The 21,232-nt window shown below is 65.6% G+C and carries 20 protein-coding genes; 12 read left to right on the plus strand and 8 right to left on the minus strand.

The window, feature by feature from the left end:
• Positions 1–20: 20 nt before the first annotated feature.
• From QUV25_RS09790 to tolA, 11 genes are all read left to right on the plus strand, one after another.
• Entirely contained in the window at positions 21–500 is a 480-nt protein-coding gene (locus QUV25_RS09790) for a type IV pilin protein (RefSeq protein WP_300863462.1), read from the plus strand.
• Between the two features lie 2 nt (positions 501–502).
• On the plus strand, positions 503–1,657 hold the full coding sequence (gene ribD / locus QUV25_RS09795) for a bifunctional diaminohydroxyphosphoribosylaminopyrimidine deaminase/5-amino-6-(5-phosphoribosylamino)uracil reductase RibD (protein WP_300863584.1): 1,155 nt from the start codon (positions 503–505) through the stop codon (positions 1,655–1,657).
• A 77-nt stretch (positions 1,658–1,734) separates the two neighbouring features.
• Positions 1,735–2,382, plus strand: coding sequence for a riboflavin synthase (locus tag QUV25_RS09800; protein WP_300863463.1), 648 nt, complete (start codon positions 1,735–1,737; stop codon positions 2,380–2,382).
• On the plus strand, positions 2,379–3,509 hold the full coding sequence (gene ribBA, locus QUV25_RS09805; RefSeq protein ID WP_300863465.1) for a bifunctional 3,4-dihydroxy-2-butanone-4-phosphate synthase/GTP cyclohydrolase II: 1,131 nt from the start codon (positions 2,379–2,381) through the stop codon (positions 3,507–3,509). The genes QUV25_RS09800 and ribBA overlap by 4 nt, the downstream gene beginning before the upstream one ends.
• A gap of 30 nt (positions 3,510–3,539) precedes the next feature.
• The gene (gene ribH / locus QUV25_RS09810; protein ID WP_300863467.1) at positions 3,540–4,004 is read left to right on the plus strand and encodes a 6,7-dimethyl-8-ribityllumazine synthase; all 465 of its coding nucleotides are present in this window, start codon (positions 3,540–3,542) and stop codon (positions 4,002–4,004) included.
• Positions 4,005–4,006: 2 nt separating this feature from the next.
• Positions 4,007–4,519, plus strand: coding sequence for a transcription antitermination factor NusB (nusB, locus tag QUV25_RS09815; protein WP_366945651.1), 513 nt, complete (start codon positions 4,007–4,009; stop codon positions 4,517–4,519).
• Complete coding sequence (locus QUV25_RS09820; protein ID WP_300863468.1) at positions 4,516–5,736, plus strand: pyridoxal phosphate-dependent aminotransferase; 1,221 nt, start codon at positions 4,516–4,518, stop codon at positions 5,734–5,736. The genes nusB and QUV25_RS09820 overlap by 4 nt, the downstream gene beginning before the upstream one ends.
• Positions 5,737–5,909: 173 nt before the next feature.
• A complete protein-coding gene (gene ybgC / locus QUV25_RS09825) occupies positions 5,910–6,380 on the plus strand; it encodes a tol-pal system-associated acyl-CoA thioesterase (RefSeq protein ID WP_300863585.1) in 471 nt (156 codons plus the stop codon).
• Between the two features lie 41 nt (positions 6,381–6,421).
• Entirely contained in the window at positions 6,422–7,114 is a 693-nt protein-coding gene (gene tolQ / locus QUV25_RS09830) for a protein TolQ (protein ID WP_300863469.1), read from the plus strand.
• Positions 7,115–7,267: 153 nt separating this feature from the next.
• Positions 7,268–7,714 carry an ExbD/TolR family protein gene (locus QUV25_RS09835; protein ID WP_300863471.1) on the plus strand — a complete coding sequence of 149 codons (447 nt, stop codon included), beginning with the start codon at positions 7,268–7,270 and terminating at the stop codon, positions 7,712–7,714.
• Positions 7,715–7,721: 7 nt separating this feature from the next.
• Positions 7,722–8,612: a cell envelope integrity protein TolA gene (gene tolA / locus QUV25_RS09840; protein ID WP_300863472.1), complete on the plus strand. Its 891-nt coding sequence runs from the start codon at positions 7,722–7,724 to the stop codon at positions 8,610–8,612.
• A gap of 11 nt (positions 8,613–8,623) precedes the next feature.
• Here the strand turns inward: tolA and QUV25_RS09845 are convergent, their stop codons facing one another.
• The 8 genes from QUV25_RS09845 to QUV25_RS09880 all read right to left on the minus strand — a co-directional run bounded on the left by QUV25_RS09845 (position 8,624) and on the right by QUV25_RS09880 (position 19,984).
• Positions 8,624–9,475: a universal stress protein gene (locus tag QUV25_RS09845; protein ID WP_300863473.1), complete on the minus strand. Its 852-nt coding sequence runs from the start codon at positions 9,473–9,475 to the stop codon at positions 8,624–8,626.
• 12 nt (positions 9,476–9,487) lie between these two features.
• Positions 9,488–11,002, minus strand: coding sequence for a SulP family inorganic anion transporter (locus QUV25_RS09850; RefSeq protein WP_300863474.1), 1,515 nt, complete (start codon positions 11,000–11,002; stop codon positions 9,488–9,490).
• Between the two features lie 262 nt (positions 11,003–11,264).
• The gene (locus tag QUV25_RS09855; protein WP_300863475.1) at positions 11,265–13,529 is read right to left on the minus strand and encodes an ATP-binding protein; all 2,265 of its coding nucleotides are present in this window, start codon (positions 13,527–13,529) and stop codon (positions 11,265–11,267) included.
• Positions 13,530–13,653: 124 nt separating this feature from the next.
• The gene (dnaE, locus tag QUV25_RS09860; RefSeq protein ID WP_300863476.1) at positions 13,654–17,220 is read right to left on the minus strand and encodes a DNA polymerase III subunit alpha; all 3,567 of its coding nucleotides are present in this window, start codon (positions 17,218–17,220) and stop codon (positions 13,654–13,656) included.
• Positions 17,221–17,251: 31 nt separating this feature from the next.
• Positions 17,252–17,965: a DUF599 domain-containing protein gene (locus QUV25_RS09865; RefSeq protein ID WP_300863477.1), complete on the minus strand. Its 714-nt coding sequence runs from the start codon at positions 17,963–17,965 to the stop codon at positions 17,252–17,254.
• A gap of 252 nt (positions 17,966–18,217) precedes the next feature.
• Positions 18,218–18,772, minus strand: a complete 555-nt coding sequence (locus QUV25_RS09870; RefSeq protein WP_300863478.1) for a flavodoxin family protein — start codon at positions 18,770–18,772, stop codon at positions 18,218–18,220.
• A gap of 65 nt (positions 18,773–18,837) precedes the next feature.
• Entirely contained in the window at positions 18,838–19,245 is a 408-nt protein-coding gene (locus tag QUV25_RS09875; protein WP_300863479.1) for a DoxX family protein, read from the minus strand.
• A gap of 37 nt (positions 19,246–19,282) precedes the next feature.
• Positions 19,283–19,984, minus strand: coding sequence for a pirin family protein (locus QUV25_RS09880; RefSeq protein ID WP_300863480.1), 702 nt, complete (start codon positions 19,982–19,984; stop codon positions 19,283–19,285).
• A 155-nt stretch (positions 19,985–20,139) separates the two neighbouring features.
• Between QUV25_RS09880 and QUV25_RS09885 the strand changes: the two genes are divergently transcribed.
• Positions 20,140–21,084, plus strand: coding sequence for a LysR family transcriptional regulator (locus QUV25_RS09885; RefSeq protein WP_300863481.1), 945 nt, complete (start codon positions 20,140–20,142; stop codon positions 21,082–21,084).
• The last annotated feature ends 148 nt before the right edge of the window (positions 21,085–21,232 follow it).

A 21,232-nucleotide genomic window follows, 5' to 3' on the forward strand; every position in this document is an offset into this window, starting at 1 on the left:
AACGATCTGAGAATGTCCCCATGAACACTCAATCCGCCGGTAGCTTCCTGCTTGGACATCGCAAGCATGCTGGATTCACCCTCATTGAACTGATGATCGTGGTCGCGGTGGTTGGCATCCTCACGGCCATCGCCTACCCCAGCTATACCAGCTACGTGCAGCGAACGAACCGTGCAATTGGCGCTGGGTGTTTGCTGGAGTTGGCGCAGTGGATGGAGCGCAACTACACCACCTGCCTGCGCTACGACCGAACGGGGGCCACCTGTGCAACGGCGGTGGACTCAGCCCAGCTGCCCGCTCTGGCCTGCAGAACCGACCTCGGGACAAGATACACCTTCACGGTGGCGGCTTTGCCTGCCATTGCGACCAATGCCTACCAACTTGAAGCAACACCTGGCGGGGCGCAAGCAGGAGATACTGCATGTGGCACGCTGTCCATCAACCAAACGGGCACCAAAGGGGCAACCGGGCCGAGCGGCGTAGCAGGCTGCTGGCGTTGACCATCGGCGGCGGGTCACCCTTTTGGGGAGCTGCCCAGGCGCTCGCACTGGTCGCCGAACGTCTCAGCAACCCCAACCCCCGCGTCGGTTGTGTCTTGGTCGTACCTGACGGCCGGGCAATCGGCCAAGGACACACCCAGCAGGCCGGCGGACCTCACGCCGAGGTCATGGCACTGCGAGACGCGCAGGCCCGTGGCGAACCTGTCCACGGTGCCACCGCCTACGTCACCCTGGAGCCCTGCTCCCACCACGGACGCACCCCGCCCTGCTGCGACGCCCTGATTGAGGCGGGCGTGGCCAGGGTGGTGGTGGCCACGCTCGACCCCAACCCCCTGGTCGCAGGTCAAGGCGTGGCGCGGCTGCGGGCTGCGGGCATTGAGGTGGAGGTGTTGCCGCCCGACAGCGAGCCTGCCCGCGCCTCCCGCGAACTCAATATCGGTTTCTTCAGTCGCATGATCCGTGGCACGCCCTGGGTGCGCATGAAGATGGCAGCCTCGCTGGATGGCACGTCGGCCCTGCAGAACGGCGAAAGCCAGTGGATCACCGGCCCAGCCGCTCGGGCCAATGGCCACAGCTGGCGCGCGCGCGCCTGCGCGGTGCTCACCGGCATCGGAACCGTCGTCGAAGACGATCCGATGCTGGACGTGCGCGAGCTGGTCGTGCAGCGTCAACCGCATCTGGTGATCGTGGACAGCCGGCTGGAAACGCCACTGGATGCCCGTTTGTTCGACCCGCCGGCCCATGGACTGCGCCGCGAGATCTGGATTTACACCGCCAGCGACGACGACGCCCGCCGCAGCGCACTGGAAAAGCGCGGCGCGACCGTGATCGCCCTACCCGGGCTGGGCGCGCCCGGCCAGCGCAAAGTGGACCTGCCTGCCATGATACGCGACCTCGCCCGACGCGAGGTGAACGAGCTGCACCTGGAAGCTGGCCACAAACTCAATGGCTCGTTCATCCGCGAGGGGCTGCTGGACGAATGCCTGCTCTATGTGGCCCCCCGGCTGCTGGGCCCTGGCCAGGGGTTGGCCGGGTTTGGACCGCTGCAATCTTTGTCGGATTGCGTGCAGCTGAAGTTCCATTCGGTGGAACCGGTGGGTGACGACCTGCGGATCCAGGCGCGGGTCGTCGGACGGGACGCTTTCCTGCACCCCTGACCCCTGGAGATCACGGCGCCGGCGTGGCTGGCGCCCTCGTTGCGGCGCCGCCGCCCAAACCCTGCGAAAATAGCCGCATGTTTACCGGCATCATCACCGGCGTGGGGCGGATCGCCGCCCTTGACGCTCTGGGCAGTTCATTGAACCATGGCAAGCGCCTTCACATCGAGGCGCCGCCAGGTTACCTGAACGATGTCGGCCTGGGCGACAGCATTGCGCTCAACGGCGCCTGCATGACAGTCACCTCGCTCGACCTGCCCGCCCAGCAGTTCACCATCGACATTTCGGCCGAATCCCTGGCCCGCACCACCGGCCTGGCACAGATCGGCACCCGCATCAACCTGGAAAAAGCGCTGCGCGCCAGCGATCGCCTGGGCGGGCACATCGTCTCTGGTCATGTGGATGGTGTCGGCACCGTGACCCGTTTTGCGCAGATCGGCGAGAGTTGGGAACTGCGCGTGATGGCGCCGCCCCAACTGGGCAAATACTTGGCCTACAAAGGCTCGATCACCGTCAATGGCGTGAGCCTCACGGTGAACCAGGTGCAAGACCATGCCGATGGCTGCGAGATCAGTATCAACCTCATTCCCCACACCGTGGACCACACTGCCCTGGGGTCGCTCATGGCGGGCGCTGCGGTGAACCTCGAAATCGACACCGTGGCGCGCTATGTGGAGCGCATGCTCGGCGCCACCCAAACCCCCTCACCGGAACCCGTTGCATGAACGCCCCTGACATCCTGGCGCCGGTCGCCATCTCTCCGGTCGAAGACATCGTGGCCGACATGCGCGCCGGGCGCATCGTGATCCTGGTCGACGAGGAAGACCGCGAAAACGAGGGGGACCTGGTGCTCGCGGGCGACCATGTGACGCCCGAGGCCATCAACTTCATGGCGCGCTTCGGCCGCGGCCTCATCTGCCTCACCCTCACGCGCGAGCGCTGCGAGCAGCTGCAGCTGCCGCCCATGGTGGCGCGCAATGGCGACAAAAAGGGCACGGCGTTCACCGTCTCCATCGAAGCGGCTGAGGGCGTGACCACCGGCATCTCGGCAGCCGACCGCTCGCGCACGGTGCAGGCGGCAGTAGCGCGCAACGCCCAGCCACACGACCTGGTGCAGCCCGGCCACATCTTTCCGCTGCAGGCGGTGGACGGCGGCGTGCTCATGCGCGCAGGCCACACCGAGGCCGGCTGCGATCTGGCTGCCATGGCCGGCTGCTCACCCACGTCGGTGATCTGCGAGATCATGAAAGACGACGGCACCATGGCACGCCTGCCTGATCTGCAGATCTTCGCCGCCGAGCATGGGCTCAAAATCGGCACCATCGCCGACCTGATCGAATACCGCAGCCGCACCGAATCTCTGGTGACTCGCCTGGGCTCGCGCGCCATGCAGACGGCGTTCGGCGAGTTCCAGGTCACCGCTTTCCGCGACCAGCCCAGCGGCGCTTTGCACCTGGCTCTGGTGAAGGGCCAGTGGGGGCCGGACGACAGCATCCCGGTGCGCGTGCACGAGCCGCTGTCGGTGCTGGATGCCTTGGAGGTCGGGCGTGCCATGCACAGCTGGAGTCTGGAAATGAGCCTCCGCCACATCGCGGAGGCGGGTGCGGGCGTGGCGGTGCTGCTCAATTGCGGCGAATCGGCAGCCCAGCTGCTGGCGCAGTTCGAGGGCACGGCCCGCTCGGCCCAGGCACCGGAGCGCGGCCGCATGGACCTGCGCACCTACGGCGTGGGGGCGCAGATCCTGCGCGAAAGCGGCGTGCACAAGATGCAGCTCATGGGCAAGCCGCGGCGCATGCCCAGCATGACCGGCTACGGCCTGGAGATCACCGGCTACCTCAGCCGCGGCGCCTGAAACCAAAACAAACCCAAGAACGGACTCCACATGTTTGGCGCAGACAAGGGCACCGCCCAGCTCCTCGACGGCAAGAAACTCTCCATTGCCATCGTGCAGGCGAGATTCAACGAAGGCATCACCAACGCCCTCTTCCAGGCCTGCCACGCCGAGTTGCTGGCGCTGGGCGTGCCTGAAAAACACATCACGCACGTGAGCGTGCCCGGCGCGCTGGAAATTCCGGTGGCCTTGCAGGCGCTGGCCGAACGCGACGACTTTGACGCCCTCATCGCCCTGGGTTGCATCATCCGCGGCGAGACCTACCACTTCGAGCTGGTGGCCAACGAATCGGGCGCCGGCGTGACCCGCCTGTCGCTCGACTACCAGATCCCGATTGCCAACGCCATCCTCACCGTCGAAAACGAGGCTCAGGCACTCGCACGCCAGACCGACAAGGGTCGCGATGCCGCGCGCGTCGCGGTCGAGATGACCCACGTGCTGGCGCAGATTGGATGACCATGAGCGACACCGGCACACCCACCATCAAGCCGCGCAAAGCCGCCGACAAATCGGCACGCACCCGCGCCCGTGAATTTGCCCTGCAGGCGCTTTATCAACACCTGGTGGGTCGCAACGCAGCCACCGACATTGATGCGTTCACCCGCGACCTCGCCGGCTTTCACAAAGCCGACAGCGTGCACTACGACGCCCTGCTGCACGGCAGCATCGCGCAGGCCTCCGAGCTCGACGCCTTGATCACGCCCCTGCTCGACCGTCCGCTGGTCGAGCTCTCGCCGATCGAGCACGGCGTGCTGTGGATCGGCGTGTACGAATTCCAGCACTGCCTCGATGTGCCATGGCGCGTCGTGCTCAACGAGTGCATCGAGCTGGCCAAGTCCTTCGGCGGCACCGACGGCCACAAGTACGTGAATGGCGTTCTGCACGGGCTGGCAGCCCAGTTGCGTCCGGTCGAGGTGGCGGCCAGCGCAGCGGCCGGCACCAGCCGCAAACCCAAACCTGGCGCAGCATGAGGATTGCGCAGCGCGCTCAGCGCGTCGAGCCATTTTACGTGATGGAGCTGGCCAAGGCCGCGGCCGAGATGGCGGCCCAGGGCGGCCCAGACCAGCGGCCCATGATTTACCTCAACATCGGCGAGCCGGACTTCACCGCGCCGCCGCTGGTGCAGGCCGCCGCCGAGCGTGCCATCCAGAACGGTCGCAGCCAGTACACCCCGGCCACCGGCCTGCCCGCCCTGCGCCGCGCCATCAGCGGCTGGTACGGCAGCCGCTTTGGACTGGATGTGGACCCCGCTCGCATCGTGGTCACCGCGGGCGCATCGGCCGCCTTGCAGCTCGCGTGCCTCGCGCTCATCGAGTCGGGCGACGAAGTGCTGATGCCCGACCCCTGCTACCCCTGCAACCGGCAATTTGTGCAGGCGGCCGAAGGTCGCGCGGTGCTGATCCCTTGCGGACCTGAACAGCGTTTCCAGCTCAGCGCAGACCAGGTGCAGACGGCCTGGCGGGCGGCCACGCGCGGTGTGCTGCTGGCCTCGCCTTCCAACCCCACCGGCACCAGCATCGCGCGGGATGAGCTGGAGCGCATTGCCCGGCTGGTGCGCGAGCGCGGTGGCGTGACCCTGGTCGACGAGATCTATCTCGGGCTCAGCTACGAGGAAGACTACGGCCACAGCGCGCTGGGCCTGCCCGACGGCCTGGGCGAAGAGGTCATCAGCATCAACAGCTTCTCCAAATACTTCAACATGACCGGCTGGCGCCTGGGGTGGCTGGTGCTGCCGCCCGCGCTGGTGCCGGTGGTTGAGCGACTGGCGCAAAACCTGTTCATCTGCGCCAGCACCATTGCCCAGCACGCGGCACTGGCCTGCTTCGAACCTGAGAGCCTGGCCGAATTCGAGCGGCGGCGCGCCGAGTTCAAGGCGCGCAAAGACTTCTTTATCCCCGAGCTCAACCGCCTGGGCCTGTCGGTGCCGGTCATGCCCGACGGCGCCTTCTATGCCTGGGCCGACGTGCGTGGCCTGTGTGAACGCTGGGGTATTCCGCCAACGGGTGCACAACCCGATCAGGGCGGCAGCTGGGCACTGGCGTTTGAACTGATGCAGCGCTGCCAGATCGCCACCACTCCGGGGCGCGACTTTGGCCAGGCCGAACCGGGCCGCTACCTGCGGTTCTCCACCGCCAATTCGATGGCCCAGTTGCACGAAGCGGTGCAGCGGCTGGAGCAGGCGCTTTGAGCGTGAACGGCGGCAGCGATCCTCGCGCTGCGGGGAGCGTGGGGGCCAACGACCGCCACGACGGGCCGCCCCAAGCCAGGTCAGCCCCCATGGGGGGCAGCGTGCCGCGCCAGCGGGAGAGCGTGGGGGCCAACGACCGCCGCGACGGGCCGCCCCAAGCCAGGTCAGCCCCCGTGGGGGGCAGCGTGCCGCGCCAGCGGGAAAGCGTGGGGGCTACCTTCACCTGGCCCGTGCGAGTCTATTGGGAAGACACCGATGCAGGCGGCATTGTTTTTTACGCCAACTACCTGAAGTTTTTCGAACGCGCGCGCACCGAGTGGCTGCGCTCCCTCGGCCTGGCGCAGCAACGCCTGCGCGAACAGGGCACGGGTCAGTTCGTGGTGACGCACACCGATGTGCGTTACCACCGACCGGCCCGTCTGGATGATTTGCTTTTGGTTACTGCGTGCCTTCTTGAAGCGGGTCGCGCCTCGCTCACAATCGAACAGAGCGTGATGCTTCAGCCATCCCACGGGGAAGAGGTCGATCGTGGCTCCCGCCTGCTGTGCGAAGGCCGCATCCGCGTCGGCTGGGTCGATCCCCTCCAACTGCGCCCCCGACGCATTCCAGCGGACCTGCTGGCCCTGCTCGGCAGCTCTGGCTGATCGCGCGAAACCTTTTTCTTTCTTTTGCCTCACACCCCTCCATGAACCAAGACCTGTCGATTGTTCAACTGATGCTCGATGCGAGCTGGGTGGTGCAGGCTGTGGTGGCGCTGCTGGTGGTCATGTCGGTCATCAGCTGGGCAGCCATTTTCCGCAAGGTGTTCGCGATCCGCCGAGTGAAAACCCACAACGAAGACTTCGAGCGCGAGTTCTGGTCGGGCACCAACCTCAACGAGCTCTACACCGCTGCCGCCCAGAGCGCGCGCCACGGCGGCCCCATGGAACGCATCTTTGCCAGCGGCATGCGCGAGTACCAGAAACTGCGGGAACGCCGCATCACCGACAGTGGCGCCTTGCTTGATGGCGCGCGCCGTGCGATGCGGGCGAGCTTCCAGCGTGAGCTCGATGCGCTGGAATCCAACCTGTCGTTCCTGGGCACCGTGGGCTCGGTGGCGCCGTATGTGGGCCTGTTCGGCACCGTCTGGGGCATCATGCACGCCTTCACCGGGCTGGCCTCGCTGGTTCAGGTGACCCTGGCCGCCGTGGCACCTGGCATCGCCGAGGCGCTCGTGGCCACCGCGATCGGCCTCTTTGCAGCCATTCCGGCCGTGGTGGCCTACAACCGGTTCACCCACGACATCGACCGCGTGGCCAACGCCATGGAAACCTTCATGGAAGAGTTCTCCAACATCCTGCAACGCAACCTGGGCAGCAGCTCGGCGTCGGGGCACTGATGAAACTCTCCCCCCTGCGTCGCTGCGCGCCTCCCCCCCGCGAGAGGACGATGCCTGTGGCCCGTCCTGAGCTGGTCGAACGGCGGTTCCACGGCACCCCTGGTCTTGCACCGTCGCGGCGGCTGCGCTGCCTCACCAGGTGGGGGGTCTGAAATGGCCAAGCTTTCTGCACGCGGCCGCGGCCGCGGCCGGCGCACCATGAACGAGATCAACATGGTCCCGTTCATCGACGTGATGCTGGTGCTGCTCATCATCTTCATGGTGACCGCGCCCCTGATCACGCCGAGCCAGATCGATCTGCCCAGCGTGGGCCAGGCGAGCCGCCAGCCCGACCGCTTCGTGCAGGTGCTGATCGACCGCGATGAGCAGGTCCAGGTGAAGCTGGGCAACGCCACTGGTGAGCCCCCTGCCGTGCCTCTCAACCGGCTGGCTGCCAGTGTGCGCGAGCTGCAAGGCAATGCAGCGGCCGGAAACGACGCGACACCTGTGGTGATCAGCGCCGACAAGAGCGTGAAGTACGAAACCGTGGTGAAGGTGATGGACACGCTGCAACGCGCAGGCGTCACGCGCGTTGGCCTTTCGGTACAGACCACCCGCTGAGACCGCCTTGAACAGCGCGCTCAACCACTCGGTCTTTCCCTCGCGTTTCCCGGCGCAGACGCGCCGCGACCTGGCACCACCGCCACCCGGTCGCTGGCTGGGGCCGATGGGCCTGGCGCTGGTGGCCCACGGCCTGTTGGTGGCGGCGCTCACCTGGGGTGTGAGCTGGAAACACGAATCTGCCCCGGCGGTTTTCGAGGCTGAACTCTGGTCTCGGCTGCCTCAGGCAGCAGCTCCGCGCGCGGTCGAGCCGCCGCCTCCGCCCCCAGCGCCCAAGCCCACACCGAAACCCGCCGAAGCCCGTCCAGCGCCCCCGCCGCCCGGGCCCACACCGGCCGAGATCGCGACTGCCCAAGCACAGAAGAAGCAGGCCGAGGCCGAGCGCCTGGAACGGGAGAAAGCAGCCGCCACGCGCAAGGCGGCGCAGGAAAAGGCCGCCGCCGAGAAAAGGCAGCAGGCCGAGAAACTGGCAGCCGACAAGAAGGCCGCGCAGGCCAAGGCCGCAGAAGAAAAACGGCAGGAGGAGCTGGCCGCCAAGGCGCGTGACGATCAGATGCGCCGCATCATGGGCCAGGCCGGTGCCAGCGGCGGCCCGCAGGCCACCGGGACGGCTCAGAAGGCCAGCGGCCCGACGCCCGGCTATGGCGCCCGAGTGGCTGCGCGCATCAAGCCCAATGTGGTGTTCACCGACACCATCATCGGTAACCCGCAGGCCGAGGTGGAGGTGCGCAGCCAGCCCGACGGTACCATCAGCAGTCGCCGCCTGGTCAAAAGCAGTGGCAACGCCGCTTGGGACGAAGCGGTGCTGCGCGCCATCGACCGCACCAGCGCGCTGCCGCGCGATACCGACGGCCGCGTGCCCTCGCCCATGATCGTGGTGCTGCGCCCTCAGGACTGAGCGGGGCAGACTCAGCGCAGCAGCAGCGCTGGCACGCGGCAAGCCTGCAGCAAATCGCGGGTGTGGCTGCCGCGCAGCAGGGAACGCCAGGGAGAATGGGTGTAAGCACCCATGATCAGCCAGTCGGCCCCCGTTTCTTTCAAGGCTTGAGGGATGACCTGCGCTGCCTCGCCGGGCACCACCCGGCCGCTGGCCTCCATCCCTGCAGCCTGCAGACGCGCTGCAGCGGCATCCAGCAGACCACTGGCCCGTGCGGCGCCGGCCATCACGAGCTCAATGCCAAGGCCTTGCAGCAAGGGGCTCTGGGCCAGCATCTCCACGCCTTGGCGCGTGATGCGGCTGCCATCGAAAGCCATCAAGACGCGACGCGGCGCCTGAAATCGATCGGTCACCGTGAGGATGGGGCGCTCCAGCGCCCGCACGACCGCTTCCACCTGACCGCCCAGGCCAGACGCCGCGGCCTGATCGCCGCGTCGCCCGAGCACAAACAGCCGCGCGCCGGCCTGCAAATCGTGCAGGGTCTCGTCCAGGTGACCAAGACGCTGGCGCACATCGACCACCGAGACACCAGCGGCCAGCGCACGCTCTCGCAGTGCATCCAGAAACAACCGTCCCCGTTCGCGAGCGGACCGCGCCCGCATTTCGTCTTCGCTGCTGAGTTGCGACAACAGGAGTTCCTGCGCGTTCGGTCCGATGGTGCCGCTGCGGTCGCTGCTGGTCGCGGTTTCGGGATGGCGATCGATCACATGGAGCAACTCCAGCGGCGCATCCAGCCGCTTCGCGACCCAGGCGGCGTGGTCGGTGACCGATTCGGCAAAGAGCGACTGGTCGACGCAGGCGATGACACGGGGTGTGGTGGACACGGCAGACTCCTCTCAGTGGTCGGTGATGAGGTCGGGCGCACCGTCTTTGTCGTGCACAGCGAAACGGTCCACCATCGTTGCGCTGGCTTCGTTCAGACCGATCACCTCCACCTCGGTGCCTTCGCGCCGGAACCGGAGCACCACCTTGTCCAGCGCGCTGACGGCCGTGATGTCCCAGAAGTGCGCGCGGCTCACGTCGATGCTCACCCGGTCAATCACCTCCTGGAAATCAAAGGACTGGACAAAGCGGTCGGCCGTGGCAAAAAACACCTGGCCGGTGATGCGGTAGGTGCGCAGGCGACCCTGGTCTTCGGCGAGTGAGGTGATGCGCAAGAACTGTCCCACCTTGTGTGCAAAAAAGAAGCCGGAGAGCAGCACACCGGTCAGCACGCCCTGGGCCAGATCGTGCGTGGCGACCGTCACGGCGACGGTGGCGAGCATCACCGCGCTGGAGCTCTTAGGATGCTCGCGCAGGTTGCGAATGGAGGCCCAGCTTAAGGTGCCGATGGACACCATGATCATCACCGCCACCAGCGCGGCCATGGGGATCTGCTTCACCCAGTCACCCAGGAACACCACCAGGATCAGCAGCACCACGCCGGCCACCAGCGTGGACAAACGACCTCGCCCGCCCGACTTCACGTTGATCACACTCTGGCCGATCATGGCGCAGCCCGCCATGCCGCCGATGAAGCCGGTGGCCACGTTGGCGACGCCCTGTCCCACGCATTCGCGGTTCTTGTTGCTGCGGGTGTCGGTAAGGTCATCGACGATGGTCGCCGTCATCAGCGATTCGAGCAGGCCGACCACCATCAGGGTGAGCGAATAGGGAAAGATGATGGCGAGCGTCTCCAGCGTGAACGGCACGTCGGGAATCAGGAAGCTGGGCAGGCTGCTGGGCAGTTCGCCCATGTCACCCACGGTGCGGATGTCCAGCCCCAGCGCGATCGACACCGCTGTCAGCACCACAATGGTCACCAGCGGCGAGGGCACGGCCTTGGTGAGGTAGGGCAAACCGTAAATGATGGCCAGGCCGGCCGCGGTCATGGCGTAGACGTGCCAGGTCACGCCAAGGGTCTGCGGGTTCAGTTCGGGCAGTTGTGCCATGAAGATCAGAATGGCGAGCGCGTTCACGAACCCGGTGACCACCGAGCGCGAGACAAAGCGCATCAGCACACCCAGCCTGAGCCAGCCGGCAAACACCTGCAACACGCCGGTGAGGACCGTGGCGGCCAGCAGGTAGTCCAGCCCGTGGCTCTTGACCAGCGAGACCATCACCAGCGCCATGGCACCGGTAGCGGCCGAGATCATGCCCGGGCGCCCACCCATGAAAGCGATGATGGTTGCAATGGAAAACGAGGCGTACAGACCGACCTTCGGGTCGACGCCGGCGATGATGGAAAACGCAATCGCCTCGGGGATCAGGGCCAGCGCCACGACCAGGCCGGCGAGCACATCGTTGCGGACATTGGACAACCAGTCCTGCTTGAGGTTCGAAAACAAAAGGGAATACTCCAGCCGGGACATCGCTCGGTGCGATACCCACGGTCATCGGGTTGAAAGGGCGCCGGGATCAAACGGCCGGGAGCTTCTCACGCACGCCAGGCGGCGTCGACACGAGAAGGCTCAGGGGCTCTTCGCCGAGCGCCGTCAAAATCGCTCGACAGGTGCCCAGGCGTCTTGCCTATCGAAACTCAGTGGCGCTGCGTGCGGCTGGCCGATCAAACCGCTGCGCTGAGTCAGGGGATCAGCGAATCACCAACGCGCCACGTGCATTTTAACGACACCCTCACACGGTGACCGTTTCCTGGCCAGATGGACTCTCCACGCTCGTCGCCGGCTCTTCACTCTGACCGACAGCGGCCAGCAGCGCCCGGTTGAGTCTGTCGATCTCCACAGGTTTGTGCAGCACCGCCACAAAGTCGGTGCGCGTCAAGAGCTCGGCATCCTCTGCACTCACGTTGCCACTCATCAGGATGATGGGCGGAGGCGACTGGGTCGCCCGAATGCGTTGGGCCAGGCTGGCACCGTCCAGCCTGGGCATGGCCAGATCGGTCACCACCAGATCAAAGCGCGATGGACCGCTCTGAAAAAGGGTCCAGGCCTCCTCACCGTCCCGTGCCGTGGTCACGGCCCAGCCCTGCCGCTCCAGCAGTGTGGCCCAGGCGTGGCGCACCGATGGGTCATCCTCGGCAAACAAGAGTTGCCTGGCGCCCGATTTGCCTTCGTTGCCTTGATCAGGCGCTTCGGCGACCGGCGGCAACGACTCAGGCAGGTGGAGGTGGAAGGTGGTGCCTGCGCCCGGCGCAGTGGTGAGGCCGATTGCGCCCCCATGGCGAGCCATGATGCCTTGCGCCACCGACAGGCCGAGCCCTGTCCCCTTGCCCACGCCTTTGGTGGTGAAGAACGGGTCGAATACCTTGGAGACATGTTCTTCCGGGATGCCAGGCCCCTGGTCTTTCACCGAAAAGCGAATGTAGGCTCCAGCCGGTAATGTGCCGGCGGTTCCCAAGCCTGAGGCCGGGTCTGAAGAGGGCAGCACAACACGCTCCACCCCCAGCTCAATGGTGCCCCGGCCGCCCATGGCGTCCACCGCATTCATGATCAGGTTCACCAACACCTGCTGCATCTGCGTGAGGTCGGCCATTGCCCAGACCACCTGCGGCGGGCAATTGACCACCAGCTCACACTCGCGCAGCAGTCCCGAGGACAAAAGACTGCGCGACTCCTCAATCAGGCGGCACACCTGCAAGGGCTCCAGCTTGGGCACTGACTGCCGACTGAAGGCGAGCAACTGGCGCATCAAGCCGTTGGCGTACCGGGTGGCCTTGAGTGCCTGCTGCAGCGCCTCGTGACTGGCGTGCTGGGGATCGAGATCTTCGTCAGCGAGACGAACCCAGCCGCCAATGGCCGCCAGCGAGTTGTTGAAGTCGTGGGCGATGCCGCTGGTGAAACGCCCCAGCGCCTCGGTCTTCTGGCTTTGCATCAGTTGAAGTTGCAGCGCCTCTTGTCGATCCCTGGCGGCCTGCTGCACCGCCGCGTCATCTCGAACCCGCATCAACAGGCGGTTGATCCCGTCGCCCAAATGAGCGAGCTCGTCATTGCCCTCGGAGGATGCAGCTGCTGCCAGCATCGGTCCCTCCGCGGTGATGCGCTGAATGTCGCTGTGCAGCCGCTGCAAGCGCGTCAGGATCAGGCGATCCAGCAACCAGACCAGCAGCGCGCTGCCCAACAGCCCCGCCAGCCCAGCCAAACCCATGCCTTGCCAGGTCAGTTCCTGCGCTTTTTGTTGCAATTGCCGATCCAGCGTGAGCACCAGCGCGGCCACGGGCTGGCCGCGGTGATCTTTGAGCGCAGCGTAAAGCTCGTCGTTGCCCGCATCAACCGGGACCACATAGGTGTCTTCGCCGGAAGGAGCAGCGGCATCGAAAGACAGCCGGGTGGGCGTCATCAACACCTCTGTCAATCCTGTGAGCTCCTGCGCATCAAAGTGGCGCACCATCATGATCGTGCCGTGAACACGCCCGCTCTCATCGTCAGGGTCGTGTACCGCGGACACCACGATCAGCTCGAGCTGCCCGTCCTTCACCCGCAAGGTGCGCAACACATGCTTGGCATCCCCCGTGGCCACCACCGTCATGGCCAGTTCGCGCAAAGCGGCCACGCGATCGGCGCTCACCTCGCGCAGCGCGTCCTCTCCTTCGCGCGCCACCGTGGCATGCGCCTGGCCCCTGGAATCGAAAATCAACACCTCGGCAACGCGCAGGTAGCCCAGATTTTCAGCGTCGAAGTTTTCATCGACAAAGTTGGGGCGAGTCCCCGCCAGGAACTGGACGGTATCCGCCCAATAAGCATAATCGCGCGCGCTGGCGGCCAATGCCTGAAGCTGCTGAAGGAGCACCCGGCGGGCCCGCTCTCCCTCGCGCACGGCGCGCTCGCTTTCGAGGCGATCAAAGGATTGACCAACCAGGTAGCGGGTACCCAACATGGCACTGCCCGCGCCGATCGCAACGACGATCAGGACCAGGGCCCAGGCCTTGTGTTGAAGTTTCATGATGTCTGGAGTATCGGCACTTCCAAGGCGCCCTGAACACCAGAATGACAACCCCGACAAGCCATTCTTCACGCAACTGGCTGTTCTTCGGGGGTGGCCCGGCAATGGCCGGGCAGCAACGGCTTCAGTCGAACTCGATCTCGGCCCGCTGCTCGTGTGCCTGCGCCATCCAGCTCGCCAGCGCGGCATCGGTAGGGAAGAACAATGCCCGGTCATCGAGCTGCAGCTCGCACTGCGCGCCTTCACGTAGCACCGCCAGGCGCACCGGCAAGCCGCGCAGCAGCTCGCCCTGCTCGGTCACCTCCCGCTTGGGCGGAAACTCGCGCACCAGCTGGGCCACCGAGGGCGCGTGTCCGTTGACCGCCACGCGCAGGAACTTGCCAAAGCGGCAACGCGCCGCCGCCAGGTCCCAGATGTGCTGCACCTTGACGCGCAGCCCGCTGGAGAAACGGTCGGGCTGGGCGGTGGCCTGCACGATGATGAGCTCGTCATCCTTCAGCAAACCGCGGTGCTGGTTGATCAGCTGCTCATCGACCCGCAGTTCGAGCGATGCGCTTTTGTCGTCCAGTTTGAAGAAGGCGAGCCGTCCGCGCTGGCCATTGATGATGCGCAGATCGCTCACGATGCCCGCGACGATGAAGGGGTCCCGGCTTTCATGAACATCGGCCAGCGGGGTGCGCGCAAACTGCCGCACCTCGCGCGCCACCTCGTCAAACAGGTGGCCAGAGAAGTAGAAGCCCATGGCGGACTTCTCCAGCGTGAGCCGCTCCTTCACGCCCCAGGGCACGGTCTCCACCAGATCAGGCTCCTGCGTGCTTGATCCATGGTCGTCGGCTCCCAGCAGGTCGAACAGGCCACCCTGGTTGGCATTGGCCTGCTGCGCTGACGCGAAGTCAAAGGCGCGCTCCACCGAGGCCAGCACCTCGGCGCGGTTGAGGTGCAGGCGGTCAAATGCGCCGGCCTTGATCAGCGCCTCGACCGTGCGCTTGTTCAGCTTGGTCCGATCGACGCGGCGGCAAAAATCGAACAGGCTCTTGAACGGTCCCACCTCGCCACCGCTGGGGCCTTCACCGCGACCTTCGCGCGCGGCCACGATGGCTTCGATCGCCTGCTGCCCCGTGCCCTTGATGGCGCCCAGGCCATAGCGGATCGACTGGTCGGTGATGGGCTCAAACCGGTACACGCCGCGGTTGACATCGGGCGCCTCGAACACCACGCCCATCTGCTGCGCGTCTTCGAACAGCGCGCGCAGCTTGTCGGTGTCGTCCATCTCCACCGTCATGTTGGCGCAGAAGAACTCAGCCGTGTAGTGAACCTTGAGCCAGGCGGTGTGGTAGGCCAGCAGCGAGTAGGCCGCGGCATGCGACTTGTTGAAGCCGTAGCCTGCGAACTTCTCCATCAGGTCGAAGATCTCGTCGGCTTTTTGCTCGTCGATGTGATTCTTGGCTGCACCAGCGCGAAAGATGCTGCGGTGCTTGGCCATTTCCTCGGCCTTCTTCTTGCCCATGGCCCGGCGCAGCATGTCGGCGCCACCGAGCGAATAGCCGCCCAGGATCTGCGCAGTCTGCATCACCTGCTCCTGGTAGACCATGATGCCGTAGGTCTCGGAGAGCATCTCGGCCACCAGCGGATGCGGGTACTCAATGGGCTCGCGACCGTGTTTTCGCGCGACGAAGCTGGGGATCAGGTCCATCGGACCGGGCCGGTACAGCGCGTTGAGCGCGATCAGGTCTTCCAGCCGGCTGGGCTTGGCGTCCTTGAGCATGCCCTGCATGCCGCGGCTTTCAAACTGGAACACCGACTCGGTCTGGCCGCGGGTGAACAGCGCATACACCTTGGGGTCGTCCAGTGGCACGTGGTCAAACGTGAACTCCTCCTGACCAGCATGGCGCCGCTGGATCATTTCGCGCGCGATCTCCAGGATGGTCAGTGTGGCAAGGCCCAGGAAGTCGAACTTCACCAGGCCGATGGCTTCAACATCGTCCTTGTCGTACTGGCTCACGGCCGAGGCACTGCCGGGCTGCGCGTACAACGGACAAAAGTCGGTCAGCTTGCCCGGCGCGATCAGCACGCCGCCGGCGTGCATGCCGACGTTGCGCGTCATGCCTTCGAGCTTTTGCGCCAGTTCGATCAGGGTCTTGACATCGTCTTCCTTGGCGATGCGCTCGGCCAGCACCGGCTCCATCTCGATCGCGTAGTTGTTCTTGTCGCCCTCTTTTTTGGGTACCGGCGGGTACTGCAGCGTGACCGACATGCCGGGCTTGTTGGGGATCAGCTTGGAGATGCCGTCGCAAAAGCCGTAGGAGAAGTCCAGCACCCGACCCACGTCGCGGATCGCGGCGCGCGCAGCCAGCGTTCCGAAGGTGGCGATCTGACTTACCGCGTCCTTGCCGTACTTGTCCTTGACGTAGTCGATCACCCGGTCGCGATTGCTCTGGCAGAAATCGATGTCGAAGTCGGGCATGGACACCCGCTCGGGATTCAGGAAGCGCTCGAACAGCAGGTTGTATTTCAGCGGGTCCAGGTCGGTGATCTTGAGCGCATACGCCACCAGCGAGCCGGCGCCCGATCCGCGACCCGGCCCCACTGGGCAGCCGTTCTTCTTGGCCCAGTTGATGAAGTCGCCCACGATCAGGAAATAACCGGGAAAGCCCATCTCCAGGATGGTGTTGATCTCGAACTCCAGCCGGCTCACATAACGCGGCCGCTCAGCATCGCGAACACTCGCGTCAGGGTAGAGCTGCAACAGGCGCTCCTCCAGACCTTCAAAAGACGACTGGCGGAAGAAGTCTTCCATGGCCATGGGCACGCCGTCGATCAGCGGAGTCGGGAAGTCGGGCAGCTGCGGCTTGTCCAGCACCAGCGAGAGGTTGCAGCGCTTGGCGATTTCCAGTGTGTTCGTCAGTGCGGACGGCAGGTCGGCAAACAGCGTTGCCATCTGCTCGGCGCTCTTGAAGTACTGCTCGCGCGTGAAGCGGCGAACGCGCCGGTTGTTGCTCAGGATCTCGCCGTCGGCAATGCAGACCCTCGCCTCGTGCGCTTCGTAGTCGTCGGCCTGCAGGAACTGCACCGGATGCGTGGCCACCACCGGCAGCCGCAATCGGGCCGCCAGTTGCACTGCTGCGGCGACGTGGCGCTCGTCTTCCGCGCGCCCAGCGCGCTGCAGCTCGATATAGAAGCGATGAGTGAACAGGCTGGAGAGCTGCAGGGCGATGTCGGTCGCGCGCGCCTCGTCCCCCTGCATCAGCGCCTGCCCCACCGGGCCGGCCTGGGCGCCGGCGAGCAGGATCAGCCCGGCGTTGAGTTCTTCCAGCCATTCGCGCTGCACCACGGCCTGCCCGCGGCCGTCGTTGCGTGTCCAGGCCCGGGCCAGCAGCTCACACAGGTTGAGGTAGCCCTGCCGGTCCTGCACCAGCAACACCATGCGTGGCGCGGGCGGCTGGTGGCTGCCGGGCATGGCCCCTGGCGTCTCCACACTGAAACCCTGCAACATGACCTCGGCCCCCAGCAAGGGCTTGACCCCGCTGCCTCGCGCGGCCTTGTAGAACTTGACCGCGCCAAACAGGTTGCTCAGGTCGGTGAGGGCCAGCGCGGGCTGGGCATTGGCGGCGGCGGCGGCCACGACCTCGTCGATGCGATTGGTGCCGTCGACGACGGAGAACTCGGAGTGCAGGCGAAGGTGAACAAACATGGGCTCATTCTAGAAGCCCAGGCCCAGGCGATCAGGGAGGCGCGCTGCCGTCGTCGCGAAGAATCTTCAACACCTCAGAGCGGAACTCCCGCGTATACAAGATCGCGGCAACCAGGCCAGTGGCCACCACCATGGCCAGCGGTGAAAAAAACCACGCGATGGCGGCAAACGAAAAATAGTAGGCACGCAAACCGTCGTTGAAGGTCTCGGCCGCCGCGCCCACCATGGCCGCTGCCCGCTCGGCGTACTGACGCTGGTCGAATTTGCCCGACACGAAGTCCTCTGGCGGCGGCATGGCGCCGATCACCAGCGCCACAAAAGTGTACTGACGCATGCACCAGGAGAATCGGAAAAATGCATACACAAAGATGCCCACCAGCACCAGCACCTTGAATTCGAACACCACCAGCGTGGTGGTCTGGGCGAACGGGATCTCGCTCATGAGCTCGGCCGCCTTGTCGGTGGTGCCGAGCAGCGCAAACAGACCACCGATCACCAGGATGGAGGTGGAGGAGAAAAACGCCGGTGTGTTCGACAGCGTCTGGGTGATGAGCCCGTCGAGCATGCGCGGGTCGCGCATCGCCGCCTGGCGCATCCAGTAGCCGCGGTAGCGGTTGGTGGTGTGGATCAACGAGCCCTTTCTCGCACCCCAGACGCGGGCAAACCAGGCGTAGCCGGTCCAGAGTGCAAGAAAGCAGAACAGCGCGAGCCAGTCCGCCCAGGGAAGCATGCTGATGATGGTCATGCGGCGATGGTAATGGCCCCCACGCTCCACCGCTTCGCGGGTCGCTGCCCCCCGAGGGGGCTGGGCCTGCCTTGGGGCGGCCCGGCGGCTGGCCCCATGGCCCCCACGCTCCATCGCTTCGCGGGTCGCTGCCCCCCGAGGGGGCCGGGCCTGCCTTGGGGCGGCCCGGCGGCTGGCCCCCTGGCCCCCACGCTCCGCGGGTCGCTGCCCCCTGAGGAGGCTGAGCCTGCCTTGGGGACGAGCCGGCGGCAATCAGCCTTTGAACTTGGTCGTCACTTCGGCCACGCGGGCGCCGAACAGGCGGGCGGTTTCCAGATCGCCGGGCAACATTTCGTTGGCGCCAGCGTCCGACGGGCTTTGCGCCATGGCGCCGCTGAACGAGGCGATGTAGTTGACGTCGTTGCGCTGGGCTGCTTTGCTGTTGCTGGGCATCAGGCCGGTGCCGACCCAGATGCCGCTGTGCTGCATGGCCAGCGTGAACAGGTAATGCAGCGTCGAGAGCTTGTCGCCGTTCATGCTGGCGCTGTTGGTGAAACCGGCAAACACCTTGTCTTTCCACTGCTGGCTGAACCAGGGCTTGCTGGAGGCATCAGCGAATTTCTTGAACTGCCAGCTCACGGTGCCCATGTAGGTCGGGCTGCCCATGATGATGGCGTCGGCGGCGGCGAGTGTCTCCCAGCCGCCATCAGGCAGGTTGCCCTCTGCATCAATCGCCAGCAGATCGGCGCCAGCGCCGTCTGCCACCGATTGCGCCAAGCGCTGGGTATGTCCATATCCCGAGTGATAAACAACCACGATGTGTGTCATGTTGAAGCTGTCCTGAAAAGAGGCGCTTGCGCGCGGAGTTGAAAACGACGAGAAAGAAAAGAAGATCAAGCTGCGCGGCGCGCGTCCAGGCTGAAAGCACCTGCGCCAAAGGCCGTCAAGGCCAGCAGACCTCCTGCGATGCCGATGTTTTTCATGAACATCAGTTGCTGCATGAACTGCTGATCGGCTGGCATGGACCAAAAATTGTGGAAGAACACCGAAGCCACGAGCGTGAACAGGGCCAATACCAGTGCCGCCCACCGTGTGCCCAGGCCCAAGATCAGCGCCAAGCCACCGAGCACCTCGACCACAATGGCCATCGCCGCGCCCAGCGTTGGCAACGGCAGACCGACCGAGGCGATGTAGCCGACCGTGCCCTCGAATCCCCCGATCTTGCTGATGCCTGCGGGCAGAAACAGCGCCGCCAGCAGCAGGCGAGACAACAGGGCGAAGGAATTCTGAAGGCTTTGCATAACGGAGTCAGGAAAAGACATGCGGCTGACCGATGGGTCAGGACGCGAGGTCAAACACCAGCACCTCGGCATCCACACCATGGTTCAGCACCAGGCGCGACTCCTGCGCAATCGCCAGGGCGTCGCCGGTGTGCAGGGTTTCGCCATTCACATTCAGCTGCCCGCGCACCAGGTGCACATAGGCCTTGCGCGCCGGATCGGTGGCCAGCTCAGCTTGTTCCGCTCCGTTGAGCAGACCCGCGTAGATCGCGGCATCGGCATGCAGCGTGACGGATTGCTCTCGACCATCGGGTGAGGCCACGAGCCTGAGCTGGCCGCGTTTGTCGGCATCGGCAAAGGTCTTCTGCTCATAGCCCGGCGCGATACCGCGCACCTTGGGCTCGATCCAGATCTGCAAAAAATGCGTGGTCTGCTGCGGCGCGTGGTTGAACTCGCTGTGCTGCACACCGGTACCGGCGCTCATGCGCTGCACGTCCCCTGGCGGAATGCCTTTGACGTTGCCCATGCTGTCCTTGTGGGCCAGGTTGCCCTGCAACACGTAACTCACGATCTCCATGTCGCGGTGGCCGTGGGTGCCAAAACCGGTGCCGGGCGCAATGCGGTCTTCGTTGATCACGCGCAGATTGCCCCAGCCCATCCAGGCCGGATCGTGGTATTCGGCGAAAGAAAAAGAATGCTGGCTCTTGAGCCAGCCGTGATCGGCATGACCGCGGGCTTCTGAACGGCGAACTTGCATCATGGTGAGAGGGTCCTTTTCCGGTGGCAGGGGCGCTGCCCTGCAGCGATCCCAAAGGCGTTGAACATGGCCTGATTGTGGGTCGGGCCAGCGGCGCCACGGCCGCAGGCCTTTGATGGCATCATTCAATTCCTTTGAATGATCATCCGCCGAAAGCCATGACTCAACAGAATCCCCGAAGCGCGCTGTCACCCGACAACCTGGGGCTGATCGAAGCCGTGGCCCGGCTGGGCAGCATGGCGGCAGCGGCGCGCGAACTGGGCATGGTGCCCAGCGCGCTGACCTACCGGGTGCGCCAGGTGGAAGACGCGCTGGACGTGCTGCTGTTCGACCGCAGTTCGCGCCGCGCCCGGCTCACCCCCGCCGGCGCCGAGCTTCTGCGCTCGGGCCAGCACCTGCTGGACGAACTCGACGCCGTGGCCCAGCGCGTCAAGCGGGTGGCCACCGGCTGGGAGCCCTTGCTCACCATCGCGGCCGACGCCATCATCGCGCGCGCGACTCTGTTCGAGCTGTGCGAGGCGTTCTACGCCGAAGGCGTGCCCACGCGCATCAAGCTGCGCGCCGAAACCCTCTCGGGCACGCTGGAGGCGCTGCAGCGCGGGCAGGCCGACCTGGCCCTGGGTGTCGTCCCCTTGCCCAGCCAGGGGGAGCTGCAGCAAGCACCGCTGGGCGAGGTGGCCTTCGTATTTGCAGTGGCGCCTCACCACCCGCTGGCCGCCACCACCCACAAGCTCAGCGACGCCGAGCGCGCCCAGTACCGCTCGGTGGCGGTGTCGGACTCGACCCAGCGCGGTCAAGGGCTGACGTACAACCTCGCCCCTGGCCAGGACCTGCTCACCGTCCCCACCATGCAGCACAAGCTCGAAGCACAGCTGCGCGGCCTGGGCGTCGGTTTCCTGCCGCTGCCGCTGGCGCAGCCCTACATCGACACGGGTCGGCTGGTGGTCAAGCCGGTGCAGAACCCCAACCGCGTGGTGCGTGTGCACTACGCCTGGCGCCAGCCGCGCGAGGCCGATGGCGGGCGGGCGCTGCGCTGGTGGCTGGCGCGCCTGCAAAGCCCGACCACGCGCGCCGCGCTGCTCAACAACCACCACCAGGCCTGAGTCCTCCGGCGATCAGCCGAGGGGCTGCTACAGTCAAACCACCTCTGCACCCACATCCTCAGCCCGCAACCGCCACACGCCATGAACAAAACCAAAAAACGCGGCACCGCCAGCAAACCAGCGGCCTCCAAACCAGCAAGATCGACCC

It is taken from the genome of Hydrogenophaga sp. (genome assembly GCF_030373245.1).
Lineage (GTDB): Bacteria > Pseudomonadota > Gammaproteobacteria > Burkholderiales > Burkholderiaceae_C > Hydrogenophaga.